Origin of the sequence: Streptomyces sp. TRM68367, from assembly GCF_014495685.1 — a bacterium.
Taxonomy (GTDB): domain Bacteria; phylum Actinomycetota; class Actinomycetes; order Streptomycetales; family Streptomycetaceae; genus Streptomyces.
The window spans coordinates 1-4,283 of sequence record NZ_JACTVI010000210.1; the positions used below are offsets into that span (position 1 = coordinate 1).

Consider the following 4,283-nt stretch of genomic DNA (forward strand, 5'->3'; position numbering starts at 1 on the left):
ACCCTCGCCAGCACGGCAGGACTCACCCACCCACCGGAGATCAAGACAGCGAGTTATTAATCGGCAAGCCCTAACTACACGGCATTGCTCCTAGACCGCCGGACGAGGCATCACCCCTGAACCGGCCTCAGGCCGCGAGGGCCCCCGAACCGGCCTCAGGCCGAGAGGCCCAGCAGCTCTTGGACGGCTCAGGCCGCGAGGCCCAGCGCCGACATCCGCTTGGTGTGGGCCTCGGTGATGCGGGAGAACATCTTGCCGACCTCGGCGAGGTCGAAGCCGTCCGCGACACCGCCCACGAGCATCGTCGACAGCGCGTCCCGGTCGGCCACCACCCGCTGGGACTGCGACAGGGCCTCGCCCATCAGCCGCCGCGCCCACAGCGCGAGCCGCCCGCCCACGCGCGGGTCGGCGTCGATCGCGGCGCGGACCCGGTCGACGGCGAAGCCCGCGTGCCCGGTGTCGTCCAGTACGGCCAGCACCAGCGCGCGCGTGTCGGAGTCCAGCCGCGCGGCGACCTCGCGGTAGAAGTCGCTGGCGATCGAGTCGCCGACGTACGCCTTGACAAGCCCTTCCAGCCAGTCCGAGGGCGCCGTCTGCTTGTGGAAGTCGTCGTACGCGGCGACGAACGGCTCCATCGCGTGCGTCGGCTCCTCGCCGATCTCGGCGAGCCGGTCGCGCAGCCGCTCGAAGTGGTGGAACTCCGCCGACGCCATCTTCGCCAGCTCCGCCTTGTCCGCCAGCGTCGGCGCCAGCTTGGCGTCCTCCGCGAGCCGCTCGAACGCCGCCAGCTCCCCGTAGGCGAGCGCACCGAGCAGGTCTACGACCGCGGCGCGGTACTGCGGGTCGGCGGAGGCCGTCGCCCAGTCCCGGGCGGCGACTCCGGTGTGCTCGGCGGGGGTGTCGGGGGTGTCCGAGGCGGTCTCAGGCTTGTCAGAGCTCGTCATGAAGCGCACAATAGCCCGCTCGCCGCACGGCGGAAGTCCCTGGTCAATCACTGTGACGACCACTACGTGACCAAAGCGGCCATCGCATGTGCGCGAATCCGGGGTATGGTGGTAATGCGCCTGCTGGTACTGCGACGTACCTTGACAGGCCGCACGTATGAGGATGCCCGGTCGGTGGCCCGATCGGCTCCGACCTGACAGCCCTCCCTGTCCGTAGGCACACAGCGTACGGAACCCGGAGGGGGACACCCTCAGTGGTGCGAGAGCTAGAGCGTCGGCGAGGTCCCGTGCACTACGGCCCGCCCGTAGGGCAGCCGACGTCCCCGGCACGGTCCTGACCAGACCCCCGCGCTCGCCTCGCGCCGCGCACACAGAAGAGGCAGCGCCCTGACTACGACGTTCCGAGAGCTCGGGATCCTCCCCGAGACCGCCGAGGCCCTTGAAGCCGTCGGCATCACCACCCCCTTCCCCATCCAGGAGATGACGCTGCCCGTGGCCCTTTCGGGCACGGACGTCATCGGCCAGGCCAAGACCGGCACCGGCAAGACGCTGGGCTTCGGCCTCCCGCTCCTTGAGTGCGTGACCGTCCCCGCCGACGTTGAGGCGGGCCGCGCCAAGCCCGAAGACCTCACCGACACCCCGCAGGCACTCGTCGTCGTCCCCACGCGCGAGCTGTGCGTCCAGGTGACGAACGACCTGCTGACCGCCGGCAAGGTGCGCAACGTGCGCGTCACCGCGATCTACGGCGGCCGGGCGTACGAGCCACAGGTCGAGTCCCTGAAGAAGGGCGTCGACGTGGTCGTCGGCACGCCGGGCCGGCTGCTGGACCTCGCCGGGCAGAAGAAACTCAACCTCAAGCACGTGAGGTGCCTGGTCCTCGACGAGGCCGACGAAATGCTCGACCTGGGCTTCCTGCCCGACGTCGAGAAGATCATCAACATGCTGCCGGCCAAGCGGCAGACCATGCTGTTCTCGGCGACCATGCCGGGCGCGGTCATCTCCCTCGCCCGCCGGTACATGTCGCAGCCGACGCACATCCGCGCCACCGCGCCGGACGACGAAGGTGCGACGGTGGCGAACACCACCCAGTTCGTCTACCGCGCGCACAACATGGACAAGCCCGAGATGGTCGCGCGCATCCTGCAGGCCGGGGACCGCGGGCTGGTGATGGTCTTCTGCCGTACGAAGCGCACGGCGGCGGACCTCGCCGACCAGCTGAAGCAGCGCGGGTTCGCCTCCGGCGCGGTGCACGGCGACCTCGGGCAGGGGGCGCGCGAGCAGGCCCTGCGCGCCTTCCGCAACGGCAAGGTGGACGTCCTCGTGTGCACCGATGTCGCCGCGCGCGGCATCGACGTCGAGGGCGTGACGCACGTCATCAACTACCAGTCGCCGGAGGACGAGAAGACGTACCTGCACCGGATCGGCCGTACGGGCCGGGCGGGCGCGAAGGGTACGGCGATCACGCTGGTCGACTGGGACGACATCCCGCGCTGGCAGCTGATCAACAAGGCGCTGGAGCTGGGCCTGAGCGACCCGCCGGAGACGTACTCCACGTCCCCGCACCTCTTCGCCGACCTCGGCATCCCCGAGGGCACGAAGGGCGTCCTGCCGCGCTCGGAGCGCACGCGCGCCGGGCTCGACGCGGAGGAGCTGGAGGACCTGGGCGAGCCGGGCGGCCGTAACGGTCGCGGGCGTGGCCGGGGCGGGCGTGACGACGCGCGATCCGCAGACCGGGAACGGGACCGGGACCGCCAGGCCCCGACGCCGCGACGCCGCCGTCGTATGCGCGGCGGGACGCCGCTGGACGCGACGCCGGATTCGGCCGGGGCTATGGCGCCGGAGACCACGGCCGGGGGACCCGCCGACCCGTCGGCCACGGAGACGGCTCCCCGCTCCCCGCGCCGCCGTCGCCGCATGCGCGGCGGGGTGCCGACCGAGCAGGCGACGGCCCCGGCTTCCGAGGCGCCTGCGCCCGAGGCCGCGCAGAGCGCGGTGGCCACGGCGGAGGGTACGACGCAGGAGGCCCCCGAGGCCCCGTCCAAACCGCGCCGCCGCCGCACCCGCAAGTCCGCGGATCTGACGGCGACGGCCAAGGCAACGCCGGAGCCGGTGGACGCGAGGCAGGCTGTGAAGACCGCGGAGTCCGCGCCGGCGGCGGAAGCGGTCGACAGCGCACAGATCGTAGAGACTGCGGAGGCGGCGGAAGCGGTCGACACCGCACAGCTCGTGGACGCCACGCAGGCCATGGTGGAGCCCGAGGCCCCCGCCGCCAAGCCGCGCCGCCGTACCCGCAAGGCAACGGCAGCCGCGGAGACGGCGATCGACACGGCCGAGGCCACAGAAGCCAAGCCACGCCGCACGCGGAAGGCAACGACTGCGGCCGAGTTTGCCATCGACACCGCCGAGGCCACGGAGACCAAGCCCCGCCGTACACGCAAGGCCACCGAAGCAGCCGGGACAGCAGTCGACACCGCGGAGGTCGCGGAAGCCAAGCCGCGCCGACGCACCCGCAAGGCCGCCGAGGCTGTCGTCGACACGGCCGAGGCCACGGAGACCAAGCCGAGCCGCACGCGGAAGGCCACGGCCGCGCCGGAGGCGGACGCCGCCGAGGCCGCCGTCGACACCGCCGAGGCCAAGCCCCGCCGCGCCAGGAAGAGGGCCACGAGCACCGCGGCAGCCGAGATCCCGGCCCAGCCGACCTCGGAGCCGGAGGTCACGGAGACGAAGCCGCGCCGCACCCGCAAGGCCGCCGAAGCAGCCGAGGCTGCCGTGGACACGGCCGAGGGCACGGAGGCGAAGCCGCGCCGACGCACCCGCAAGGCCACCGCCTCGACCGACACCGCCGCACCCGCACAGGCGCCGGAAACCGCCGAGCCCAAGCCGCGCCATACGCGGAAGGCAACGGCTGCGGCCGAGGCCGCCGTCGACACCGCTGAGGGCACGGAGGCCAAGCCCCGCCGACGCACCCGCAAGGCCACCGCGTCGACCGAGGCTGCCGAGTCCGCCGGTATCCCGGCTCAGGCGACCGCACAGGAGCCGGAGGATGCGGCACCGCGGCGTCGCACCCGTAAGGCTGCGGCGGCCGTCCAGGCCTCCGGGGACACCGCCGAGGCCAAGCCCAAGGCGCGCCGCACCCGCAAGGCCACGGCCGCCGCGGAGCCCGCGGAGCGCTGATCCCCCGCCTGCCGAGACGACGGCCCGGTCCCACCCCGCGTGGGACCGGGCCGTCGTCATTTCCGCGTCCCACCCCACTCCCCGGTCCGCACCTCACCCGGCTCGTCCGCGCCTCACTCCGCCTGTCCGCGCACCCCCACCGCCCCATCCTCACCTCACCCCCCC

At 72.9% G+C, this 4,283-nt stretch carries 2 protein-coding genes; one reads left to right on the forward strand and one right to left on the reverse strand.

Going from position 1 to position 4,283, the window contains the following annotated elements; genetic code table 11:
* Nucleotides 1–188 precede the first annotated feature (188 nt).
* Nucleotides 189–944 (reverse strand): ferritin-like fold-containing protein, encoded by a 756-nt coding sequence (locus tag H8R17_RS44585; RefSeq protein ID WP_187828863.1) that lies wholly within the window; start codon nt 942–944, stop codon nt 189–191.
* Nucleotides 945–1,424: 480 nt separating this feature from the next.
* On the opposite strand from H8R17_RS44585, the gene H8R17_RS44590 reads away from it, so the two are divergent.
* A complete protein-coding gene (locus tag H8R17_RS44590) occupies nt 1,425–4,118 on the forward strand; it encodes a DEAD/DEAH box helicase (RefSeq protein ID WP_187828864.1) in 2,694 nt (897 codons plus the stop codon).
* Nucleotides 4,119–4,283: the final 165 nt, after the last annotated feature.

Coding starts and splice junctions, on each gene's coding strand:
- H8R17_RS44590 (WP_187828864.1), top strand. CDS start 1,425: ATGACGCTGCCCGTGGCCCTTTCGGGCACGGACGTCATCGGCCAGGCC.
- H8R17_RS44585 (WP_187828863.1), bottom strand. CDS start 944: ATGACGAGCTCTGACAAGCCTGAGACCGCCTCGGACACCCCCGACACC.